This is a genomic window from Lentilactobacillus hilgardii, from assembly GCF_009832765.1.
GTDB classification, from domain to species: Bacteria; Bacillota; Bacilli; order Lactobacillales; family Lactobacillaceae; genus Lentilactobacillus; species Lentilactobacillus hilgardii.
Window position 1 is genome coordinate 1,159,923 of record NZ_CP047121.1, and the last position, 19,909, is coordinate 1,179,831.

20 protein-coding genes are annotated in these 19,909 nt (G+C 40.8%); 11 read left to right on the forward strand and 9 right to left on the reverse strand.

Features of this window, described 5'->3' with window-relative positions; genetic code table 11:
* Positions 1 to 225 precede the first annotated feature (225 nt).
* The 8 genes from GQR93_RS05245 to GQR93_RS05280 form a co-directional block, all read right to left on the reverse strand.
* On the reverse strand, positions 226 to 1,104 hold the full coding sequence (locus tag GQR93_RS05245) for a hypothetical protein (protein WP_003553026.1): 879 nt from the start codon (positions 1,102 to 1,104) through the stop codon (positions 226 to 228).
* A gap of 12 nt (positions 1,105 to 1,116) precedes the next feature.
* A complete protein-coding gene (locus GQR93_RS05250) occupies positions 1,117 to 1,779 on the reverse strand; it encodes a hypothetical protein (RefSeq protein WP_003553030.1) in 663 nt (220 codons plus the stop codon).
* A 14-nt stretch (positions 1,780 to 1,793) separates the two neighbouring features.
* Positions 1,794 to 2,732 carry a GH25 family lysozyme gene (locus GQR93_RS05255; protein WP_159298717.1) on the reverse strand — a complete coding sequence of 313 codons (939 nt, stop codon included), beginning with the start codon at positions 2,730 to 2,732 and terminating at the stop codon, positions 1,794 to 1,796.
* 397 nt (positions 2,733 to 3,129) lie between these two features.
* Positions 3,130 to 4,146, reverse strand: coding sequence for a sugar kinase (locus tag GQR93_RS05260; protein WP_035444425.1), 1,017 nt, complete (start codon positions 4,144 to 4,146; stop codon positions 3,130 to 3,132).
* Positions 4,147 to 4,395: 249 nt separating this feature from the next.
* Entirely contained in the window at positions 4,396 to 5,097 is a 702-nt protein-coding gene (locus GQR93_RS05265) for a DUF975 family protein (protein ID WP_003553034.1), read from the reverse strand.
* Between the two features lie 94 nt (positions 5,098 to 5,191).
* Complete coding sequence (locus tag GQR93_RS05270) at positions 5,192 to 5,596, reverse strand: hypothetical protein (RefSeq protein WP_003553042.1); 405 nt, start codon at positions 5,594 to 5,596, stop codon at positions 5,192 to 5,194.
* A 40-nt stretch (positions 5,597 to 5,636) separates the two neighbouring features.
* Complete coding sequence (locus GQR93_RS05275) at positions 5,637 to 6,314, reverse strand: type 1 glutamine amidotransferase (protein ID WP_003553044.1); 678 nt, start codon at positions 6,312 to 6,314, stop codon at positions 5,637 to 5,639.
* Positions 6,315 to 6,332: 18 nt separating this feature from the next.
* Positions 6,333 to 6,854, reverse strand: a complete 522-nt coding sequence (locus tag GQR93_RS05280) for a DUF1836 domain-containing protein (protein ID WP_003553046.1) — start codon at positions 6,852 to 6,854, stop codon at positions 6,333 to 6,335.
* Between the two features lie 76 nt (positions 6,855 to 6,930).
* Here GQR93_RS05280 and trhA point away from each other — a divergent pair, with 76 nt between their 5' ends.
* From trhA to GQR93_RS05315, 7 genes are all read left to right on the forward strand, one after another.
* Positions 6,931 to 7,581: a PAQR family membrane homeostasis protein TrhA gene (trhA, locus tag GQR93_RS05285; RefSeq protein ID WP_003553048.1), complete on the forward strand. Its 651-nt coding sequence runs from the start codon at positions 6,931 to 6,933 to the stop codon at positions 7,579 to 7,581.
* 489 nt (positions 7,582 to 8,070) lie between these two features.
* Entirely contained in the window at positions 8,071 to 9,348 is a 1,278-nt protein-coding gene (hisD, locus tag GQR93_RS05290; protein WP_035444426.1) for a histidinol dehydrogenase, read from the forward strand.
* Between the two features lie 462 nt (positions 9,349 to 9,810).
* Positions 9,811 to 10,242, forward strand: a complete 432-nt coding sequence (locus tag GQR93_RS05295) for a hypothetical protein (RefSeq protein WP_003553058.1) — start codon at positions 9,811 to 9,813, stop codon at positions 10,240 to 10,242.
* 212 nt (positions 10,243 to 10,454) lie between these two features.
* Positions 10,455 to 10,967, forward strand: a complete 513-nt coding sequence (locus tag GQR93_RS05300; RefSeq protein WP_223801865.1) for a hypothetical protein — start codon at positions 10,455 to 10,457, stop codon at positions 10,965 to 10,967.
* 311 nt (positions 10,968 to 11,278) lie between these two features.
* Positions 11,279 to 12,457, forward strand: coding sequence for an MFS transporter (locus tag GQR93_RS05305; RefSeq protein WP_003553062.1), 1,179 nt, complete (start codon positions 11,279 to 11,281; stop codon positions 12,455 to 12,457).
* A gap of 20 nt (positions 12,458 to 12,477) precedes the next feature.
* A complete protein-coding gene (locus GQR93_RS05310; protein WP_003553064.1) occupies positions 12,478 to 13,182 on the forward strand; it encodes an MIP/aquaporin family protein in 705 nt (234 codons plus the stop codon).
* 77 nt (positions 13,183 to 13,259) lie between these two features.
* Entirely contained in the window at positions 13,260 to 14,069 is an 810-nt protein-coding gene (locus tag GQR93_RS05315) for a DUF975 family protein (protein ID WP_003553066.1), read from the forward strand.
* An 81-nt stretch (positions 14,070 to 14,150) separates the two neighbouring features.
* Here GQR93_RS05315 and GQR93_RS05320 read toward each other — a convergent pair whose 3' ends face one another.
* Positions 14,151 to 15,284, reverse strand: a complete 1,134-nt coding sequence (locus tag GQR93_RS05320) for a trans-sulfuration enzyme family protein (protein ID WP_035444427.1) — start codon at positions 15,282 to 15,284, stop codon at positions 14,151 to 14,153.
* Between the two features lie 531 nt (positions 15,285 to 15,815).
* Between GQR93_RS05320 and GQR93_RS05325 the strand changes: the two genes are divergently transcribed.
* The 4 genes from GQR93_RS05325 (at position 15,816) to GQR93_RS05340 (ending at position 19,832) form a co-directional block, all read left to right on the forward strand.
* Complete coding sequence (locus GQR93_RS05325; protein ID WP_003553069.1) at positions 15,816 to 16,985, forward strand: iron-containing alcohol dehydrogenase; 1,170 nt, start codon at positions 15,816 to 15,818, stop codon at positions 16,983 to 16,985.
* Between the two features lie 318 nt (positions 16,986 to 17,303).
* Complete coding sequence (locus GQR93_RS05330) at positions 17,304 to 17,810, forward strand: hypothetical protein (protein WP_003553071.1); 507 nt, start codon at positions 17,304 to 17,306, stop codon at positions 17,808 to 17,810.
* A 138-nt stretch (positions 17,811 to 17,948) separates the two neighbouring features.
* Positions 17,949 to 18,953, forward strand: coding sequence for a dTDP-glucose 4,6-dehydratase (rfbB, locus tag GQR93_RS05335; protein ID WP_003553073.1), 1,005 nt, complete (start codon positions 17,949 to 17,951; stop codon positions 18,951 to 18,953).
* A 15-nt stretch (positions 18,954 to 18,968) separates the two neighbouring features.
* Positions 18,969 to 19,832, forward strand: coding sequence for an NAD(P)-dependent oxidoreductase (locus tag GQR93_RS05340; protein ID WP_003553075.1), 864 nt, complete (start codon positions 18,969 to 18,971; stop codon positions 19,830 to 19,832).
* Positions 19,833 to 19,909: the final 77 nt, after the last annotated feature.

Consider the following 19,909-nt stretch of genomic DNA (forward strand, 5'->3'; position numbering starts at 1 on the left):
CTTTCTGTACGGTACACGGGCTGAGTGGCAGGTTTAATAAGTTTGTCGGGTGTTTTTTATTTTTGCTCAGTAATAATCGTGATTGCACTAAAAGGAGATGGATAAAGTCTCGTCTCAGCTTTTAATGTAGCGAAAAAGATCCAGTTAGAAGTTGATTTTTGTCAATTTCTAACTGGATCCCGCTTTAGATTATTTTGGCTGATAAGATTTGATAATCGGAATTCATTATTTAGCACTTGCAGCCATTTGAACGGCAGTATCAATATCGACGCCCTTAAGTGTATAAACACTTAAACCATCCTGCCATGTAATAGATTGGTCACGGGTGTGATCGCTCGAACTGTGAACATTCAATTCAATAGCACCGTATTTTTGAGGTGCCGGTAACATGTAGTGATCGAAGAGGTTAACCGCATGAATGGCAGTCTGCTTAGGATTAGTGTTATTGACAACACTACCATGAACCGCAATTGACCAGCGGCCTTCATGCCAGGCAATATAACGTTGACCGCCACCGGCATTCTCGTATCCGGTAATTTTACTGCTTAATTTTACTTTCGGTAAACCTTTATTTGTAGATGCTTGTGAGTAATCAACAGCGCTGGCTGCGGTACTTTCAGATGAATAGGTTTTTTTCTGGAAAGTGGCGTAGGGTGTTTCGTTTGAAACACCGCTGGCATTAAGATCCAATGCTTGATTTCCTACGCTGTAATAGATTGTATAATCTGATTGCGTACCATTGTAGCGCATATTCAGATTGTTGCTGCCGGAACTAAGCCCATCATCGCTTGGCAGCGTGATGTTTCCAATTTTATTGATAACTTGATTATTGAGATTACTGATCCGTGAACCGGTTGTTGCTTGAGTCGATGAAGAACCTGCAGATGTTGTTGAATCGGATTGTGCGCTACTTGACTGAGCCTGACTTGAATCGGATGATGATGACTGACTACTGGCATTCTGCATATCCGTCTTTGAGGATTTAGAAACAGTGGAATCATTATCATTGCTTCCTTTGCTTTGCTTATTGGAATTGCATCCGCTTAGCCCGCCAATGACCAATAGTAATCCAGCGGCCAAACCGATTAATTTTTTGTGACGCATAAAAGACCCTCCCTAGTTGGCATGATGACTTAATTGAATCGCTAAGTTACTTTGATCACTGGTAACTTGGTAAACACGTTTATTTGCCTGCCATCTGACAGTGTTGGCTAATTCCGATTCATTAGTGGGGTATAACACGATTGCACCGTGATTAACATTCTCACTGGGAAGTGGATATTGACTAAGTTGGCTGGCAACTTGGCTGGCAAATGTTGCGGGATTTGGACCTCCTGCAGCTTCTGAAGGCGTGACAGTTGTAATAGACCAGTTTCCTTGGTTCCAATGGGTGTAAACGTGTCCCAGAGTTCCTTGAGAGGTGGCTTGTTTACCGTCCTTCAATTTATCCTTGGTACCGTCCTGCTGACCGAAATAATTAAGAGAATCGGCAGCTGATTGGGCATCGTCATAAGTTTGCATTTCAAAGGTTGCGTGACGGTTGTTATTTGAATCATTGTAATCAAGTTTATAATCTTTGGGATCCGAATTGGTGATTGAAGCAGTCAGCTTATTCCCATCGACCGTTAAGTTTTGCGGTGCAGGGGTCTGCTGGGTTGAACTAATGCCGATATTTGCATGAAAAACGGTTTTGCTGACAGCCGCATATCCGCCAAATGTGAGAGAAGCGGTACCGGCAACTGCGATTAAAGAGCCAATTAATTTCTTTTTAAATGTCATGTCGATAAGCCTCCTTATTCATTGACATATGAGCGGTTAGCAGTGATGTATTGACCAGTCGTCGTTGTAAAGTAATAGGAGCCCGTTGATCGTTTGGTAACCGATTGGATACTGACTGAATCACCGGCAGACAATGTTTTCACGCGATTGGCTTTAGAAAAAGTCTTAGAATCGTAAAGATAGATTTTTTTATTAACCGTGACCTGTTTGGCAGCATTTAGAGCATGATAATACTTTGGTGTTGTGACTGCTGATGTGTCGGCCAACGCCGTGCTTGCGATACTGGTTCCCGTCCACCAAGAAGCAGGATGTGTGACAACTTTACTGTTATCAACGTACTTGCCTAATGCTGCCAGATAATACTTGTTGGTATATTGCCAAAGGTCGGTTGCAATCGTTGGCTTGGCAGAATAGTTGGCAATCCACTGGGCGTCGAAATTATTACGGGCGCTTCCGGCATATTGAGTCGCAAATGATTGGTATGAGTAGAAGACCAACTTCTTATTGGTCAGAGAACGCATCTCATTGTACCAAGCTAAAACAGCGGCTTTAGAAGAACCGGATGTCACATTGTTTTGTTCATAATCGAGTACGTAAAACTTTGCACTTTTATTTGAACGATTATAGAAGTTTTTGGCTTCCGTCTTAGCACTGGCGGGACTTGTAAACATGGCGTAGTCGTATTCACCGAACGGGATACCATATTTAACATAGAGAGCAGTGTTATTAGTTGCGTATTTATCAACGTAACTGCTGCCATATTGACGGCGGTTAATGACGAATGAAACTTGGTTTTTCAGATTTTGTGCTTGAAGACTGGTCATCTTACCCTGCCATTCCGAAACATCGGGGATAGCGGAAGATGCTGCTTTAGAATTAGTGGTAGCAGCGCCGATGATACCAATACTGACGCCGAGTGTCGCTAAACAGTAGGCAATTTTTCGTTTTATCATGTGGGTCCTCACTTTTATGTAACTTTTAATTTGTTTGAAAACAACTTCACCATATAAACTATGCTAAACCGGCACCAAGAGCAACCGGTAGACGGCCGTCAATTTGTAATATTACACCTGTTAAAACGATCATTGCGACTTTCAACTTACTTTTTATCAAAAAGATTACTATTTAATGACATCAACGATTGTCGATTAGGTTGTCACCATCTAATGACTTCAAGCATACGGTAAACCCATTTGGGCGTTGAAGAAAGTAGGCATACATTGAAGGCGGTTGAACAAAAAAGGGTAGAGACAAAATGAGATTGAGGTTTACCCCCAAAGTGGCCTCATTTTCCTCTGCACCCGTTCGCTTTAAAGATGTTTTGTGAAAGTTACAATTGATGTCCGGTGGCTATCTTAAAATGTTTTGGTCACCTTTGTTGATGACGGCTTTGATTTCTTTATCTGAAAGTAGGGCATAGTCGCCTGGGATTGTGAGCTTAAGAATGGCAGCTGCTATTGCATAATCAAGCTGTTCCTGTCCGGAGAACCCATTGATGATGCCGTGAATAATCCCGGCTCCAAAGGCATCGCCACTTGCTACCTCGTGATCTGTTGGCACGAGGTAGCTCGGACTTTGATAAAAATGACGATCCTGACAGAGCAAACTGGCCCAACGACTCGAAGTGGTGCCGGTATCTCGAACGATAGTTGCAACGGTCTGGAGGTTTGGGTAGTTGGCAGTCAGTTTTTTCAGAGAGCGTTTGTATTCGGTTATCCGATTGGCAAAGGTCGTGGCATCTGATTGTTCAATGGAGAATCCGAATGCAGGGCCAAGATCCTCATCATGGGCAAAACAAATATCGACGTATGGCAGAATCTGTCGGTTAAATGCTATTGCGGCTTCCGAGGTCCAAAGCTTGCCACGAAAATTAGCATCATAAACGACTTTAATCTGATGCTGATGACAATATTTGGCACTGTCAAGAACAGTTTGCGCCAGTTCATTTGAAAGGGCAGGCGTAATGCCGGAAATATAAAAATAATTGGTTCTCATAAATAACATATCCCAATCGTAATCGGATTTCCGAGAGGTCGCAAATGCACTAAAAGCGCGATCATAAATCACTGAGCTTGGGCGAATGCCTGTACCACGCTGTAAGAAATAAAGTCCCATGCGATCCCCACCGCGTGCAATAAACGAGGTATCTATTCCGTATCCTCTAAGTTGGTTAATAGCTGTATCCGCAATGTCATTTTCTGGTAGTTTGGTCACAAAAGTCACTTGGTCGCCTAATTGATTCAGCAGAACGGCAACATTAGCTTCTGCACCGCCAAAATTAGTTTCCAAGTGCGTTACTTGACTAAAGCGGAAAGTATCAGGAGTCGTGAGTCTAAGCATAAGCTCGCCAAAAGTTGTTACCAACATAATAAGCGCCTCCATTTAAGTTATAAACGTTAGTATCGCACTTATTTTACCATTTTTAATAGGGCTGTGTGGGCTTTCACAAGAATATGGCGGGAACCTATCATTAAGAAAAAATAGCCTTTAATTTTTTGGCGGTCCGAAGTTGTTTTTTAACCCATTCTTGCTGGGAATGATCGTGAGCATACTAAAAGGGCTGGACAAAATGATTTTTGCCACAGCCCATTGTTTTGTTTCTACACAATAGTCGATTTAATTGTTTTCCGATGCCTCGGAAGTTGGTGCTTGGTGATCTTCAACGTGACCATCCTTGGCATTTTGTTCACGTGACAGTTCATTGTAATAATTTGCGAAACTTAAGGACATGTAAGGCTGAACCCAGATTGCCGCAATTCCGGCAGTGACACTCACCAATATCAGCCAGCCAATAAAACTTAATCCCATGACAAAATATTCCCACTTGTGGCCGTCCATCATTTGACGGCTTCGGGTGATTGCATCTGTATAAGAGATGTGTTCACCATGATCAATCGCATCCCGGTAGATGAAAAAAGACTGGGAATAAGCCATTGATTTGATAATGCCGGGAACAATCAGCAGGATTGACCACAAAATGACAAAGATATATTGAATAATACTAATTAACAATGTCCCCAGAAAGTAATCGCCATTGTGAAAAAGAAACATTGACTTTTGAAGCGGGTTTTCGTACGTCAGCTTTTCGCGCATTGCGTCAAGACAGACAAATGACATACCAATTGCCAGAAGGGCAGCTATCCAAGTGATCAAAGTGCTGACGCCATCGGACGGTTCAAGGTAGTCGGTAGCGTTGATGCCAAAGATGATGCCACCAATGACCTCTAAAATAAAAGCCGGTAAAAATAGCAAAAAATAAAATGAAAAATGAGAGTTGAGAATGCTTTTGGCATCCTCCTTTAATGCAGCTCGATTCATAATATGACCTCCTCCTAATTTTGACGATCGTCAACAAAAAAACGGTCTCTCCCTTACATAAAGGATACACCGTTTGTTAACTTTGCGTCATGATTTAACCTGGTAATTTAGTTGCTTCATTGTCAGTGTTAAGTGCACCTTTGGTCACTTTTACGCTTTGAATCCATCCGTGGCCCTTAACGTAGAGAAACGAACGGATTTTTTTGGTTGCATTACTTTTGGCTTTTACGTAACGAGTCACATGGTAGTTGGTACTTGGTTTCAATTTGCCGTTTGCAGTAAAAGAGATACTTGGATTATCCGCGCCGATTGCAGCACGGTAAACCGTGACGGTATGATCGTTAGTGTGGTAAACAGGTAAATTATCATAAAAATCAGCTGTTAGAATAGAGAATGAATATGTTTTTGCTTTAGCAGCGCTTGCCGATGTAGATGACACTGCTGCAAAAAGGGGAAGTGCCAGAATAATAGTGGCAAAAATGATCCCGAGTTTTTTCATGGGAATACCTCCAGTTTTACTTTTTTGATGGTCATGGCTTTTATTTTGGATGCGTCACCAGATAATCCAGAATTTGATTTAAAAGCAGTGCTGCATTTGGATCGAACGTTTGAGACAGTACCTGCTGGGCATTGTCTGCGTATGTTGAACCGGGGATGAAGTCAGTGTCCGCACTTGCAAGCGCCGCGAGTGTCTCCGGGGTGGATTCCAAGTGAAATTGTAAGCCAATTGCTGAACCTAATTTAAATCCCTGATATTGCCAATAATGACTTGTAAACAATAAATCCGCTTGCTGTGGTAACCTGAACCCTTCACCGTGCCAGTGAAGGACTTGATAAGTGTCGGCAGCGTTAAAAAGTGATTGAGCTGATTGAGTAGCGGTTACCGGACCAAAGCCGACTTCTTTTTTGGTGGGGACAATGGCTTCTCCATAGGCTTTGGCGAGTTGCTGAGCACCCAGACAAATACCGAGCATTGGTTTGCCTGAATCAACGATGTCCTTAATAAGTTGACGTTCCGGTTCAATCCACGGTAAGTCATCATTGGCGCTCATTGGGCCGCCCAAAACAATTAAGAAGCTGACTTGCTCGGGTTGGGGAAGCTGGCCATCATTTTTAAATAGTTTGACGACGTTAAGTTTGTGTTGATGAGTTTTGGCCCATTTGGTCACCAAACCCGGGACTTCAAACGATACGTGTTGGATGACTGTTATTTCCATAAACTTACCTTCTTTAAATTAAAGATCTTTATTGACCATTTCCTCAACCAGTAACTTATAAAGTAATGATCGAATGGCCATACGCTGGTAATTCTCAGCGTTCAAATGTTGGGACTGTGTTTTGGTCAACTCATCGTTAAAAGCGTGAATGAACTGGTCATATGCTTTATCAACCGGATCCAATTTTAATGCAATGGCGATTGCTTTTTTGATTGTATCCAGTGACAGAATTGGTTTCATTAAGCTGACAACCAGGATCTCAGCCAGATGCTGCTTGGAATAACGCTTTTTTTCCGGACGGTCAACCAGTCCCTGCTTAACGTAACTATTAATCATTGATTTAGTGATTTTGGTTTCGGTTAGTGGAACGAGGAATTGATTGACTTCGTCGATTACCTGATCCATATAGAGATTCAAACTCGGCAGCTCCGCATATAGCGGTAGTGAAAGCCTGGCAAATCGTTTTACTGTATCATCTTTAATCTTTATCAACTCCTTTAACCTAAGTACAAATATTATCGCACAGATATGAGGATTCACACAAATAGATATTGATTCTAGATAATCTTGACTCTTGGTTTATTTTATCTTATGATAATGGCAAGGAGGTGTCGAAATGGCAAGTCAATTAATTCATTTGAAGCGGCAGCAGATTGTTTATGAAGTATTAAATGCTGTTACCCATGGTGTGTCGTTTATTGCTGGTATTGTTTTAACCATTCTTTTGTTGATGAGGGCATATCATGATCATTTGTCATCGGTAGCGACAATAAGCTTGATTGTTTATTGTGTCAGTGTATTAATGCTGTACTTAGCTTCAACGTTATTGCACTGTTTTGTTTTTACGAGGGCAAAGCGGGTCTTTCAAATTTTGGATCATAGTAACATATTTTTATTGATTGCGGGCACGTACACACCTTATTGTGTCATATTTATTAATAATTTAGCCGGCAATATTTTACTGGCCGGTGTGTGGCTTTTAGCCATTTCGGGAATCGTCAGTCACGTTGTGTTTCATGGAAAATACCAAAAAACAGAAACCACAATTTACGTCGTTATGGGATGGTTGTGTCTGCTTTTAGGTAAACAGCTTTATGTTAATTTGACACCAAGTGGCTTCTGGCTGTTGGTAAGCGGGGGGATCATTTTTACTGTTGGTGCAATCATTTACAGTTTTCCACGAATCCCCGGCTTACATTTAATTTGGCATTTCTTTGTCATGGCCGGAACGTTGACAATGTTTTTATCAATCTATATGAACGTTTAATAAGCGGTTGGCTGGGATAAATCAGTCACAGAAAATTAAAAAGAGTCAAAGTTGATTTATGAAATTAAAAAATAATGTTGACATTCAAAATGAACATGGTATTGTAATGGTAATCACAAATTAAAAAACAATAATAAATATGAAGTTACGATTAGAAAAGTAAGCAATCATTTGATATAAAGAGAATCCCGATGGTGAGAACGGATCGTCAGGGTTGCTGAAAACACATCTATGAACTGGGTAATTGAATTAGAGTAGGTTATCCCGCTAGTGAGCGTTACCACGGCTGCTGTAACTGTTCTTCATCTTGAATGGACGACTAGTTAAAAGCAGTGTAAGGTCGTTTCATCGTGAGATGGCGACGAATATGAGGTGGGACCGCGAGAAATCGTCCTCAGATATTGCAAATCAGCAATGTCTGAGGACGATTTTTTTATTTTCAAAAGTCCTAACCGTAACCGACTATTTATTGGAAACGGAGTGGCAAATATGCAAATTATTGAAGAATCTTTAGATCAGATGTTAAAGCAGGTCGCAATTCGAACAAACAAAGTCGCAAACCGTGCAGAGGTAGAAAAATCGGTTCGCGACATTATCGCAAATGTTGCTCAAAATGGAGATCAAGCGGTTAAGGATTATGAAAAGAAATTTGATCGCGTTGAATTGGATAATTTGGCTGTCAGTCAATCTGAAATTGATGATGCTTATGATAAGACAGATCAAGACGTCATCGATGCGCTGGAACTTGCCAAACGAAATATTACGTCTTTTCATAAGATGGAAATTGAAGACAGCTTTGTAGATGCCAAGCAAAAAGGGGTTATCAGAGGCGAGAAAATTGCACCGTTGGCTGCTGTAGGCGTGTACGTTCCGGGTGGGACCGCTGCTTATCCTTCTTCTATTTTGATGAATGTTATTCCAGCAAAGATTGCGGGTGTTAAGCGGGTAGTCATGGTCACACCGCCTCAAACAAACGGATTGAATAAGGCAGTCTTAGCCGCCGCTAAAATTGCGGGTGTCGATGAAATTTATACAGTTGGTGGTGCTCAGGCCATTGCCAGTTTGGCATATGGCACTGAAACTATTCCACGTGTTGATAAAATTACCGGTCCAGGTAATGCATATGTTGCAACTGCCAAGAAACAAGTTTTTGGTCAAGTTGATATTGATATGGTTGCAGGTCCTTCTGAAATTGGTGTTATCGCCGGTTCCCAAGCTGTTGCCAGTCAGGTAGCTGCAGACCTATTATCGCAGGCAGAACATGATAAATTGGCTCGACCAATCTTGGTCACTGACGATAAACAATTGGCGATCAATGTAAATGCGGAAATGAATCGTCAGGTCAAGCTGCTTCCGCGCCAAGAAATTGCACAGGCAGCGATGGATAATGAAGGGTTTATCGCTGTTGTTAAAAACATTGATGATGCGTTCACATTGATGAATGCCGTAGCTCCGGAACATTTGGAAGTTCAACTGCCGGATGCAATCTCTTATTTGAATCAAATTCAAAATGCCGGTTCCGTATTCCTTGGCTTTTCTGCATCGGAGCCTGTAGGAGATTATGTTGCCGGTCCAAATCACATCCTGCCTACGGGTGGAACTGCAAGATTCTTCTCACCGTTAGGCGTTCAGGATTTCGTTAAAAGGACGCAATTCGTCTCATATACTCGTCCAGCTTTAAAGAAGGAAGCGGATGCAATCACAACTTTGGCAAGGGTGGAAGGCTTAGAAGCCCACGCAAGAGCAATTGAAAGCAGATTTAAGTAAGTGTGCGGATCTAAGCGGTTAACACCCGGAGTATAAGACGTCGATTTGGGAAATCCCGGGTTTGGATTTTTCAAATCGATCTCTTATAAGGAGTGGTGTTGCTAAGAGAAGCAGTTCTAGTAAGTGTGCGGATCTAAGCGGTTAGCATTCTAAATTGCATCCAAAAATTTCTGCTGGGCTGATACTGTTATACTATAGAAGAAAAAGAGTCAAGACGTCTCAAACGATTGCCAATTTTTTAAACGGCAATCGTTTTTTTGTAGTCTGATGGTAATATTAATGCAACATTTCGAAAAAACTAATTTACTTGTTAATTATCAGTATTGGTTAGTCCACTATTGCAATAACGTTGACAGGGTTATTACAAGTTGTTTAGTTTGTAAAACAATTGTAGTCCGATGGTTAAATTGAATTGTCAAATGGCATGTTATACTTTTAAGCAACGGAGGTGTATATCGATCAATGAAAAAAATACAACTTATTTTGGCTACTTTACTGGTTGTTTTGGGTATTGAAGGAGCAACTAATAACATTCAAGCACATGCAAGTTCTTCAACGACAACACCGAAGTCGCTTCGTGGAACCTGGTACAAATATACGGGCGATGGTAAATTTAGTACGATCAAGATCACAACGCACAGCCTCACATATAACGGTAGCATTTACTCGCCTTCTAAAAGTGGGGCACATAAACTCAAAGTTAGTAAGTGGGGGTCTTGGTACTCATTTAATAAAGGATCCTCATCATCCAATCTCGGTCAGTTTAAAACTGAAAAAAGACTAATTAAAGGGTCTTATAAAAAATCTTTGGTTCGCTATCACAGTATTGGTACTTATTATGTCTTCACACATCATAAATATAACCAGGATTATTCATTTAAAATATTGGATTAATATCCAGAAAAAGTATTTGGTAATGGATAATTGTAATCAAACTAACTGCTAACAGGACAATGGGACTTTTTGTGAAGCTTTGATTAGCGTTTGGGTTAAATATTCTTTATAATATAAATAAGAACATTTGTGAAGGACTTAATTTGAATTCATTTAATGAACTGCCATTATTGCAGATGGTGGTTTTATGACGCTAATCAGGGGGTAATCACATGAAAAAGACACTATTGACTGTCTGCTTGATGGGCCTGCTAACAATAGGGCTGGCGGGTTGTTCATCAAACTCAAGCGATTCATCTTCAAGCAGTAGTTCCAAGGCACAAGAGTCTCAGTCTCAGGTTCAATCTTCAAGTGAGGTGACGAGTTCATCGGAGACAAGTGCCACTTACGCTTTTAAAGGGCAAAAAGCCATTCGGATTCGATACGAGAATGTTCATTATACGACGCGTTTGGATAATGATTATCAAGAAGAAAGACTCTATCAGAAGGTTCCCGGCTCCACCACTAATAATCGGGTTTATCATTGGGATAGTTTAAATGTTAGTGATCGCCAGGATGTTTATGTTGATAAAAAGGCCATTGCAACGTTCAAAGACGATGATAATGCAAATGAATACGACCATGAGGATTTCTATCGAATTTCATTTGGCAGGAATGCTCATCAAAAATATTGGGCAAGTGATGATGTGATTGAAAATGAAGCCAATGAAGGCTATGACGACTAATTGAATCAAAGGACTTGCAATTTATCTGGAATCATTGTATTATTTGGACAATCAAAAAAGGAGGTGATGCTTTTTGACTAGTGGAATATCTCAGAAGGCATCAGCTGTGGAGAACGACTTAAAATAGTTGATGTTTAAGAGAAAGAACCGGCGAAATTAAAAAATCGTCGGTTTTTTTGTGTCTAAAATTAAAAACGTTCTCAGTCATTCTTTTGGCGTATATCTATAGACGCTTTTGGATAAAACTTGTAATATGGTAAAGTCTGCGACATCTGTGGATCAAAAAAGAATGAAAAGGAAGTGAAAATACAATGAAGCAGTTCAAATTACAAAGTTTTGTTCTGGTATTAATTGCATTTACGTTGGGATTCAGTGAATTCTTAATTGTGGGGATTTTGGATGATCTTTCAGAACAATTTAACGTATCGGTTGCAACCGTTGGTTATCTGGTTACGATTTTTGCAATGGTTTATGCGGTTAGTACCCCGTTTATCACATTGCTAATTGGTAAATATAACTTATTCTGGGGTCTTTTAGCCTTAATGGGTATCTTTACCATTGGCAATATATTGAGTTTTGTTGCGCAAAATTTTGTTTTTCTTGTCATTTCGCGAATCATAACAGCACTCGTTTCTGGTGTGGCAATCTCAATCGCCTTATCATTTGTTGGCTACATTGCCCCGATGGAGAAAAGAGGCTGGTTGCTGTCATGGGTATTTTCCGGCTTCAGTATCGCATCAGTACTGGGCGTCCCCTTGGGAACTTGGATTTCAACAAATTTTGGCTGGCGGATTTCGTTTTTAACAATTATCGGCATTTCTGTGATAACAATGGGCTTAATCTTTGGTTCTTTACCACGTGATTTTAAACAGAAGAGAAGCAGTATTGGTGGTCAACTTGCTTTGCTGAAAGATCATCGAATTCAAATCGGCATGTTTTTGCCGATGTTTAATTTAGCAGCCATTTATGTATTTTACACATACTTACGGCCGATTATCACAACGCAGTTGCATTTTTCGACAAGCATGCTGACGATTCTTTTGTTTGTCTTTGGGATTGCAAACATTGTCGGAAATCAGGCGAGTGGCAAATTGACGGAAGGCCCCGGCCTAAGCGCAATGCCCAAGGTTTATGTCGCTCAATTTATTTTAATGGTTGTCATGCCGCTTTCCTTCCATTATAGTTGGTTTGGTGCAATTCTTTTGATGATGTTGATTGTCAGTATGCCACTTTTAAACTCTCCAATCCAAATTCAATTTTTGCAGGTTGCTGAAAAAAATTATCCGCAATCAATTGTTTTAGCTTCTTCACTAAATTCGATTTTTTCAAACTTTGGCATTGCGCTGGGTTCGGCAACAGGTGGCATAATGGTCAGTAACTTTGGTATGAGTTCGGTTGGCCCGGGTGGTGCAGGATATACGTTGGTCACGTTTATACTTGTTGTATGGCTTAATCATCTGAATCGGAAGTTTGCCCCACAAAGTTTATAAACTGAAAGTGGGGATGAGTCATGAATGGCTTTCTCGGAGAATTATTTGGAACCTTTGTTTTAATTGTGTTGGGAGCAGGGACAGGTGCTGGTGTAAATTTAAATAAAACCTACGGGCATGGATCCAATTGGACATTCATCAGTTTAGCGTGGGGAATGGCTGTTACAATGGGAGTCTATGTGGCAGCATCGTTTGGCTCTTTAGGGCATTTGAATCCCGCGGTGACAATTCCGTATGCACTTTTTGGATTGTTTCCTTGGAATCAGGTGCTTCCTTATTTGTTAGGACAGTTTTGCGGTGCGTTCCTAGGTGCAGCAGTTATCATTGTGATGTTTGCGCCACATTTTAAACAAACCAAATCCAATCAGGGAAATACTGTTGGTATCTTTGCGACAAGGCCGGCAATTAAAGCGCCTTTGGCCAATTTCATTTCTGAGGTAGTTGCAACTTTTGTTTTTGTATTTGCACTTTTAAATTTAGGAAATTTTTCTCAAGGATTGAAACCGTTGGTTGTCGGACTGCTCATTATGGTCGTCGGTATGGGGCTTGGCACAACTACTGGATTCGCATTGAATCCGGCTCGTGATTGGGGGCCGAGGCTTGCTTATACGATTATGCCGGTGCCAAATAAAGGCAGTGCCGAGTGGGGATATTCTTGGGTGCCGATGTTCGGTCCTCTAGTTGGCGGGATCATTGCGACATTTATTCAAACGACCCTTCACTGATGAGTGTCAGGTTGACAAGTATCGTGTGAATAAATATACTCAGCAATAACATATTAAATAAGGCAAAGGAGTTTTCGATGGATAGACCACAGCTTAAACTTGAAATGAGACGGATGTTAAACAGTCATTTTCCGTTTTTTATATTATTATTTTTACCTGTATTAGTCATTGAATTTGGGCTTAATTTTACCCAATATTTACCATGGAGCCATGGCAGTTCCTATTTGAACATCGGCAATTATTGGAATGCACCCAGCATTTATGATTCCAGATTTAATTTTGATTATACTGATCCAAAAGCAATAACTGCATTCTTGGGCTTGCTTCTTTTACTGGCAATTATTAGCAGTTTGCTATTAACCGGTATTCAGTTTGCCAGTATCGACCTTATTCGTAATAAAACGACCTTTGATCAACCAGTCAATAAGTCATTTACTATTTTCAATAATGGTGATTATTTTATTGGTACGATTATGATTGGACTTATAACGAGTATCCTAACCTTTCTTTGGTCACTGCTGTTGTTTATTCCCGGAATTATTAAAGGGTATGCTTACTCACAAGCAATCTTTATTTACCGGGATGCACTTGATAAGGGTGAAAAGATTGGCTACCTTGAGGCAATTACGAAAAGCCGGGAGTTAATGGACGGCAATAAGATGGATTTCTTTGTTCTTTACCTGAGCTTCCTTGGATGGTTCATTCTCTCGAACTTTACATTAAACATTTTGGATTTATGGGTAGTTCCTTACTATAATTTGGCAGTTGCTAATTTTTACGTTAAGATTCACGATGATCAAAGCGAGCCATTACAGACCATTTTGGTTGATCCTGATCAGCCACATCATTCGGACGATGATCACTCTTCATCCAATGATCAGACATAATCATGATCAGAACCTAGAAAACGGATGCTTTCCTCAACAATGGGGGGCGCATCCGTTTTTGATTGAGTCATCATTTTAGCATTAGTCGCCAAGTGCCTGTTTTAAATCCTCAGCTAAGTCTTCCGGATTTTCAAGGCCAACAGATAAACGTAACAATTCATCCGTAATGCCCAGCTTAAGTCGATCGGCTTTGGCCATGTCCCGATGTGTTTGCAGCGAAGGAATCGTGAGAAGCGATTCAACGCCGCCTAAACTTTCGGCAAATGAAATGATATTTAACCGTTTGAACAGTCGATCAACCTGGTCACGGCTTTGAACGTAAAAGCTGATCATGCCACCTTGCCCAGGATAGAGTACTTTTTCAACTTGCGGCAATTTAGCCAAACTGGCAGCAACATAGGTTGCATTTGACGTGTGTCGTTGCATTCTAACCGAAAGGGTTTTAAGGCTTCGAAGTAGTAGCCAGGAATCAAAAGGATCTAACGTGACGCCGGTTGTATTGAAATTAAATTCCAGTGTTTCACCGATTTCTTCTGATTTTGCGATAACGGCTCCTGCCAGCATGTCGTTATGACCTGAAAGGTATTTGGTGGCACTATGAACGACAATATCGGCGCCTTCACGAATTGGTTGTTGGTAAATGGGTGTTAAAAAGGTATTATCCACACAGACTAGAATGTTTGAGTTGCTACTATGAGCGATATCTGCAACTTTTTGAATATTAATGACTTTCATGGTAGGATTTGACGGTGTTTCGATCCAAACGGCTTTTGTGTGAGGCGTGATTAGGCTAGACAGGGTATCGTAACGCTTGCCATCCCACTTATTGAATTTAATACCATAGTGCTCGGTCAGATAGTCAAAATATCGAAATGAGCCACCGTATAAATCATCTGAGGTGATAATTTCATCTCCGGAGTTAAACAGTGAAAAGACCAGCTGAATGGCAGCCATACCCGAACTCACAGCGAAAGCCTTTGCGCCGTCTTCCAGTTTAGCCAGGGTTTCCTGCAATACTTTTCTGGTAGGTGTTGAAAGACGGGAATATGAATATTGCTTTTCCGGGTCAAAGTTCTCAACATCTTCCAAGTCCCGGTGACGAAAGTTGGATGATAGGTAGATCGGTGTCGAAATCGAATGGAACTGGTCGTGGTTATCTCGGTTTCCTGCTTGTGCCAATAGTGTGTCAATATCAAAATGTTTATTCTTAGTCATGTCAAAGAATCCTCCAAAAAATAGTTTATAAAGCAAAACCGCCACTCGGAAAATGAAAAATCATTTTCAGGGTGACGGTTTATTCACGATACCACCTGATTTTACCAACATTTCACAATGTTGGACTCAGTGAGTGTTTAGTCGGGCTTACTGCACAATTATTGTTCTCAACGAAACTCACACCGGTCAGCACCGGTGTGAGGCAATGATTAATTAAGCCAAACTATACTCTTGCAGGTAACGTATGCAAACGATGTGTCAGCCAAAAGACCGCCACACAGGCTCCGAGCTCATCTTCTTTTTAGTCGTCGGGTTTCTTTACAGCTGCCGAAACTCTCTTAACCGGCTACTAAACCTACTCTTCTCATCAAAGCTTTAATTCATTAAAATCTTCTCTATTTTAAACTAAACTGGTGACAGAATCAATGCAAAAAAATGGGTTGAAAGATTGTGAAAGTGTTTACATTCTCATATGAAAATGCTATTATGAAATTGGTTCAAATCATAACCATCTAGGAGGAAGTTTTTACAATGAAAGAAAACTTTGATTTCTTAATGCCGAGTGTCAACTTCTTTGGTAAAGGGGTTATCAAGAAAATTGGCGATCGTGCAAAAATGTTAAATATGAAAAAGCCATTGATTGTGACTGACAAGTTTTTGCGGTCAATGGACAATGGACCGGTTGCTCAAACATTAGCATCACTTGAAGCAGTTGGCGTTCCTTATACCATCTATGATGGTGTTGAACCTAATCCAAAAATTCGAAATATTCAAGAAGCAAAGAAAGTTTATTTAGATAATGATTGTGACAGCATTATCACTGTTGGTGGCGGTTCTTCACATGATGCCGGAAAAGGGACCGGTATTATTTTGACAAATGGTGATGACATCACCAAGCTTGCCGGAATCGAAACGCTGCAAAATCCATTGCCACCATTGATGGCTGTTAATACAACCGCCGGGACCGGTTCAGAGCTGACCCGTCATTGTGTGATCACAAATGAAAAAACCAAACTGAAATTTGTTGTTGTGTCATGGCGAAATATTCCATTGGTATCATTTAATGATCCAATGTTAATGTTGGATGTTCCGGCATCACTGACGGCTGCAACAGGGATGGATACATTTGTTCAGGCAATTGAACCTTATGTTTCAACCAACCGAAATGAAATTACGGATGGTCAATGCATTCAAGCAATTAAATTGGTTGAAGAAAGTCTTCGTGAAGCTGTTGCCAATGGTCACAACATTGAAGCCCGCACCAAAATGGTTGAAGCTGAAATGTTGGGTGGTATGGCTTTTAACAATGCTGATTTGGGATATGTTCATGCCATGGCCCATCAATTGGGTGGTCAATATGATGCGCCACACGGTGTCTGCTGTGCAATGTTACTTCCAATTGTTGAAAAGTATAATATTGTTGCCGCACCGGAAAGGTTTGCACAATTAGCTAAAATTATGGGTGAAAATACGGACGGATTATCCACAAGGGATGCTGCCGACTTATCCATCAAAGCAATGCGCCAAATGTGTGATGATGTCAAGATTCCTCGAAGCATTAAAGCAATCGGTGCTAAACCGGAAGACTTTGAATTGATGGCTGAGAATGCGCTTAAAGACGGTAACGCCTTTTCAAATCCTCGTAAAGGAACCAAAGAAGAAATTGTTCAATTATTCCAGGAAGCATATGATCAAAAATAAGTTGTAAAAAAACTTAAGAGAACTTCAAAGGCTTTTGCGTCATAACGACCAACATGAGTCATCTGAATTTAGGGGTTGAGACAAAAGTAGCTTTTGCCTTAATCCTTTTTGTGTCAAAACGACAACCATTACTTGGTTGAAAAGCTCCCTGTGTGACTTTTTTCCTCGTTAAGGGTTTGACTGGAAAAGAGGTTAAAAGTTCATTGATTCTTCATACTTTCTCCGCTTTATTTGGTTATTATTATGGTAATGATAAGTGTAACGAAAAAATGACGAGTGAGTGACCAATCGACAAGTCATAGTCTGGAGGTTTTATTAATGAAACGACATATTTTAACCGACGTAGGACTGCTGTTTTTGATTCCACTGGGGATTATTGGATTTTCATTAAGTTCAGATAATCAAAGTGAGTCGAGGCAGGCAGCTCAAGCTCAAAATAATACTGTCAAAACAACGACCGATACTGAATATGGCAGTGGATCCGTCTTGAGTGCCAATCAAATACAGTCTCTTGATTTTCGGCCATCACGAGTATACCGTGTGAGGTATACAAAGGTGAACTTTAAAACGGTTTTAGATGATGATTACCGAGAAGAAAAGCTTTATCGTTATGTACCAGGCGCCAAAAAGAATAATCGGACCTATAAATGGAGCCGGATAAAAGCGCGTATTGGGAAAAAGGTCTACGTTGACATGAAAGCAAAAGCATATTATCGTGACGATGATGGTGAACGCGAATCAGAGGACTTTTATCGAATCAGAACGGCCAAAAGTGCTTCATCTCAGAAGTACTGGGTTAATGAAGATGCCATAGAGGACGATTAGGAGATCCAAGACGAGTTTAAAATGTTGTTTATAACCAGTTTTATAATTGAAGTCAACATGAGCTGATGCTTAATGGGTTGGCTTCTTTTTCTCTAATTTTTTTTGAAAATATATGATACATTATAATTAGTTCTTTCATTGCACGAGGAGGTGTTGCTGTTGAATATTTTGGTGACCGGCGGGGCTGGTTTCATCGGGTCAAACTTCATTCATCTGCTTTTAGGTCATCGTCAAAGCGATCGTTTAATTAATTTTGACGCTTTAACTTACGCGGGTAATTTAGATAATTTAGACGATATTCCCGAAGGGGCGACTTATCGGTTTATAAAGGGTGATATTGCTGATAAAGAGGCCGTCAAAAAAGTGGTGTCCAATTATCAAATTAACGTTATTGTGAACTTTGCAGCCCAGTCACATGTTGACCGGTCAATTATTGATGCAACACCATTTGTTCACACCAACATTGAGGGTGTCAATACGCTATTGGAAGTTGCCAGGGAGTACCACCTCGATAAATTTGTGCAGGTTTCGACTGATGAGGTTTATGGCAGCACACCTTCCCAAGCGCGCTTTGACGAGCAGACCCCCCTTAATCCAAGTTCACCATATGCGGCAACTAAAGCATCTGCCGATTTATTGGCACTTTCCTACTTTAAGACATTTGGCACGCCGGTTTGTATAACCCGATCTGCTAATAATTACGGTCGATATCAGTTTCCTGAAAAACTGGTCCCTTTGATGGTGACTGCTGCTTTGCGTGGAAAAAAGCTACCAATATATGGTAATGGTCAAAATAAGCGGGATTGGCTGAATGTCCAAGATAACTGTCGGGCAATTGAAATGGTTATGAGCAATGGCAAACCCGGTCAGATTTATAACATCGCAGGGCGTCAACATAAAACAAACTTACAGATTGTTAAAATAATTGAAAAACAACTGGCTGCGATCCACCCACAAGTGACATTTGTGAAAGATCGACCCGCCAACGACCAACTCTACGCGATTGATGATTCGAAGATCAGACACGAGTTGGGTTGGCGGCCGGAATTTAGTTTTGAGATTGGCATGGGAGATGTGATCGATTGGTATGTCATTCATCCGGAATGGTGGCAGCCGTTGCTCAAAAGGGTACAGAATAGATAAAACGAGGTAATTGATATGAAAATTGGATTTATTGGAACAGGTGTTATGGGAACGGGGATGATTAATAATCTTCTCAAGGCCAATTTTGAGGTCACCGTTTACAATCGAACCAAAGCCCATGCACAAGAAGTGCTGAATCATGGGGCAAGCTGGCAGCAAACGCCTGCTGACGTTGCCAAGGTCAGTGATGTTGTGATTACGATTGTTGGATTCCCCAAGGATGTCGAAGAAGTTTATTTTGGCCATAACGGTATTTTTGAGACAGCAAAGCCTGGCGAAACGTTAATAGATATGACAACCAGCTCTCCGGTTCTGGCTAAGAAAATTTTTAGTGCCGGTCAGGACCGGCAAATTGATGTGTTGGACGCTCCGGTTTCAGGTGGTGATGTTGGTGCTAGAAACGGCTCACTTACAATTATGGTTGGCGGTCAGCAGGCTGTGTACGAACATGTACTGCCGGTTTTCAATGCAATGGGGACATCAGTTACCCGATTTGGTGGCGCCGGTCAGGGGCAAAATGCAAAAATGGCTAATCAAATTATGATTGCTGGCACGATGACAGGCCTAACAGAGGCGCTGGTGTTTGCTAAAGCAGCCGGTTTGGATCAGGCACAAATGATCAAAACCATTCAGGGCGGTGGTGCTGGTAATTGGAGTATGGGGACCTATGGCCCGAGAATTTTAAAGGATGATTTAAAACCGGGTTTTTATGCAAAGCATTTTTTGAAAGATTTGCGGATTGCATTGGATGCAGCCGATGAAATGAAGATTCAGCTGCCGGCCACGCAAAAGGCTAAAGATCTATATGAAGCAATGGTTGATCAGTTTGATTTAGGTAATTTAGGTACCCAGGGACTCATTAAAATTTATGATAAGTAAGCATTGTTTTATTTTTAAAGCGTTCTTTAATTAAGTGCAATTGAGTAATGGTTTATGGGTTAAATAAAAAAGGCAGG

Bases quoted from the DNA above. Each gene is read 5' to 3' on its own strand.
- hisD (WP_035444426.1), top strand. From the start codon at position 8,071: ATGCAAATTATTGAAGAATCTTTAGATCAGATGTTAAAGCAGGTCGCA.
- GQR93_RS05260 (WP_035444425.1), bottom strand. From the start codon at position 4,146: ATGTTGGTAACAACTTTTGGCGAGCTTATGCTTAGACTCACGACTCCT.
- GQR93_RS05300 (WP_223801865.1), top strand. From the start codon at position 10,455: ATGAAAAAGACACTATTGACTGTCTGCTTGATGGGCCTGCTAACAATA.
- GQR93_RS05320 (WP_035444427.1), bottom strand. From the start codon at position 15,284: ATGACTAAGAATAAACATTTTGATATTGACACACTATTGGCACAAGCA.
- GQR93_RS05275 (WP_003553044.1), bottom strand. From the start codon at position 6,314: ATGGAAATAACAGTCATCCAACACGTATCGTTTGAAGTCCCGGGTTTG.
- GQR93_RS05330 (WP_003553071.1), top strand. From the start codon at position 17,304: ATGAAACGACATATTTTAACCGACGTAGGACTGCTGTTTTTGATTCCA.
- GQR93_RS05250 (WP_003553030.1), bottom strand. From the start codon at position 1,779: ATGACATTTAAAAAGAAATTAATTGGCTCTTTAATCGCAGTTGCCGGT.
- GQR93_RS05255 (WP_159298717.1), bottom strand. From the start codon at position 2,732: ATGATAAAACGAAAAATTGCCTACTGTTTAGCGACACTCGGCGTCAGT.
- GQR93_RS05265 (WP_003553034.1), bottom strand. From the start codon at position 5,097: ATGAATCGAGCTGCATTAAAGGAGGATGCCAAAAGCATTCTCAACTCT.
- GQR93_RS05270 (WP_003553042.1), bottom strand. From the start codon at position 5,596: ATGAAAAAACTCGGGATCATTTTTGCCACTATTATTCTGGCACTTCCC.
- GQR93_RS05315 (WP_003553066.1), top strand. From the start codon at position 13,260: ATGGATAGACCACAGCTTAAACTTGAAATGAGACGGATGTTAAACAGT.
- GQR93_RS05325 (WP_003553069.1), top strand. From the start codon at position 15,816: ATGAAAGAAAACTTTGATTTCTTAATGCCGAGTGTCAACTTCTTTGGT.
- GQR93_RS05295 (WP_003553058.1), top strand. From the start codon at position 9,811: ATGAAAAAAATACAACTTATTTTGGCTACTTTACTGGTTGTTTTGGGT.
- GQR93_RS05310 (WP_003553064.1), top strand. From the start codon at position 12,478: ATGAATGGCTTTCTCGGAGAATTATTTGGAACCTTTGTTTTAATTGTG.
- GQR93_RS05245 (WP_003553026.1), bottom strand. From the start codon at position 1,104: ATGCGTCACAAAAAATTAATCGGTTTGGCCGCTGGATTACTATTGGTC.
- trhA (WP_003553048.1), top strand. From the start codon at position 6,931: ATGGCAAGTCAATTAATTCATTTGAAGCGGCAGCAGATTGTTTATGAA.
- GQR93_RS05340 (WP_003553075.1), top strand. From the start codon at position 18,969: ATGAAAATTGGATTTATTGGAACAGGTGTTATGGGAACGGGGATGATT.
- GQR93_RS05305 (WP_003553062.1), top strand. From the start codon at position 11,279: ATGAAGCAGTTCAAATTACAAAGTTTTGTTCTGGTATTAATTGCATTT.